Annotated in this window: 2 protein-coding genes and 1 pseudogene; all 3 read left to right on the top strand. The window is 64.8% G+C overall.

Annotation, left to right across the window (positions count from 1 at the left end):
- The first annotated feature begins 99 nt into the window (after positions 1 to 99).
- Positions 100 to 993 (top strand): thermonuclease family protein, encoded by an 894-nt coding sequence (locus VMR03_RS01145; protein ID WP_325401442.1) that lies wholly within the window; start codon positions 100 to 102, stop codon positions 991 to 993.
- Positions 994 to 1,048: 55 nt separating this feature from the next.
- Positions 1,049 to 2,074, top strand: a complete 1,026-nt coding sequence (locus VMR03_RS01140; RefSeq protein ID WP_325401440.1) for a M48 family metalloprotease — start codon at positions 1,049 to 1,051, stop codon at positions 2,072 to 2,074.
- A pseudogene (locus tag VMR03_RS01135) lies at positions 2,043 to 2,396 on the top strand (ABC transporter permease); the annotation flags it as partial. The gene VMR03_RS01140 and the pseudogene VMR03_RS01135, both read left to right, overlap by 32 nt.

The raw sequence follows: 2,396 nt of genomic DNA, 5'->3' as shown, positions 1-2,396 counted from the left end.
ATGCGATTCTGCAGGCGCTAGGTGTACGCAACAGGACGGAGGCCGCGATCATCGCCCTGCGTGCGAGGACGCCGGCGGGCAACGATTGATATCTCGCGCATGAAAACCTCGCGCCGGCGGATGCGCCGCCGGGCGATCGCGCTTGTCCTTATATTGTTTCTCGTCACATTGTTTCTCTTCGGCCCCGCCGTGGAAGCGGCGCCCTGCAAGTTGACGCGGGGTGAGCCGTTGCTTGCGGGCGACGTCAAAGATGCGCAGAGCCTCACGCTCGCCGACGGGCGCGAGGTGAAGCTCGCCGGCATCGACATCCCTAAACATGATGTGGCGAAAGGCGGCGCACCGAGAGTCGGAGAGCAACTCGACGCCGTTCTCGCCGGCCTGCTCGTGCAGGATGCGACGCTTGCCTACGATCAGACGCGCGAAGACCGCTATGGCCGGGTTCTCGCCTTCCCGCTCGCCGCCGACGGTCGGTCCGTGCAGTCCCATCTGGTCGAGGCAGGGCTCGCCCGCGTCAGAAGTTCCGCCGACAACCGCAACTGCATTGCCGAACTTCTGGCGCTTGAGGAGGAAGCACGCGCGGGCCGCCGTGGAATCTGGAGAGACTCCGCCTATGCGATCATGGCGGCAGACGATGTTGCGGCGCTTCTGCGGGCGGAAGGCGAATTTGCGATCGTCGAAGGCGTCGTGCATGAAGCTGCCTCCGTCCGCGGACGGCTCTATTTCAATTTCGGAGAGGACCGTCGCACCGACTTCACGGTGACAGTCGCGCCGGCGGACGCTAAGCTTTTCAAGGCCGGAGACTGGACGTCGATCCGTCGCGACCCGAGACTTGCCGCTGGCCGAAAGATGCGCGTCCGCGGTTTCATCGAAAGCTATAACGGCCCCGAGATCACGTTGACGCATCCCGAGCAGGTTGAATTTTCAAGTGAAGACAAGGCACGGGCTAATGAGGGCGTCGACGGCGTCGGCAAGCGTAAGAAACGCAAGCCGTAGGGCGGCATGCCGCGGTCTTGCTGCGTCGCTTGCATTCTCGCTGGCCGCTTTGACTATGACCGGGCTTGCGGGTTGCACGACCAATCCGGCCACCGGCAAGATGCAACTCGCGACGATAATGTCCGCCGAAGACGAGGCGAAGGCGGGTGCGGAGGCGCATCCAAAAATCGTCGAAGCCTATGGGGGCATTTACGACGATCCGAAGCTCGGAGCCTATGTGGCACAGGTGACAGCGCGGATCGCCAAGGGTTCCGACAGGCCCGACATCGGTTACCGCGTCACAGTCCTCGACAGCCCGATCGTCAATGCTTTCGCGCTGCCTGGCGGCTATGTCTATGTCACACGCGGGCTGCTCTCGCTCGTCGATGACGAGGCGGAGCTCGCGGGCGTGCTCGGTCATGAGATAGGTCATGTAATCGCGCGGCATGGCGCCCAGCGTCAGACGGCGGCGCTTGGCGCATCGGTCGTCGGCGCGATCCTGGGCGCCGTCGCCGGCTCCTCGGCCGTGAGCGATGCGGTCGGTCTCGGCGGGCGGGGGTTGCTTGCCGGCTATTCGCGCGACCAGGAGTATGAAGCGGATGCACTCGGCGTCCGTTACCTGGCACAGGCAGGCTACGACCCCTATGCCGAAGCCGACTTTCTCGAAACCATGGCTGCCGAACAGGAGCTCGATGACCGGTTCATGGGACAAAAGGGTGGCAACACGGCTGACTGGCTGGCGAGCCATCCCGCCACGCCCGATCGCGTCAAGGCGGCGCGCGGACATGCAGGCGCGACGGGCATGGAGGTCGATGCGGGTGACCGCAATCGCGACGCGCTCCTGCACGCCGTCGATGGCCTTCTTTATGGCGATGCGCCCGAGCAAGGCATGGTGCGGGGACGGAGCTTCGTCCATCCAAAACTCAGGATCACTTTCACTGCGCCGCCGGGTTTTACCCTGATGAACACAACCAAGGCCGTCATCGGATTCGGGCCAGGCGGCCACCGCCGATGCGGTCGCGGCGCTGCGGGAAAAGTTCGGTCTGGACCGGCCCGCACCGGAACGCTATGTGCGCTGGCTGGTGGGTATGCTGACCGGTGATCCAGGGTATTCGCTGGTGGCGAACATGGCCGTGGCCGATGTCATCGCCGCGCGCCTGCCCAATTCGCTGCTGCTGGCGGCCTTGTCGGCCCTGGTGTCGGTGCCGGTGGCGCTGACCATCGGCATCCTGTCGGCCATGCACCGCGACACAAGGCTGGACCGGGGCCTGAATGTGGCGACCCTGTCCATGGTGGCCCTGCCGGAATTCCTAGTGGCCACGGTGGCGGTGCTGATCTTTTCTGTCCAGTTGCGCTGGCTGCCGTCGATCGCGCTGATCCCCGCCGATGCCAGCCCCTGGCTGGTGCTGCGTTCGCTGGCCATG

The sequence above is a fragment of the Parvibaculum sp. genome (assembly GCF_035511255.1).
GTDB lineage: Bacteria > Pseudomonadota > Alphaproteobacteria > Parvibaculales > Parvibaculaceae > Parvibaculum.
Note: the sequence above shows the minus strand (reverse complement) of the source record. Positions and strands in the feature narration are given on the sequence as shown.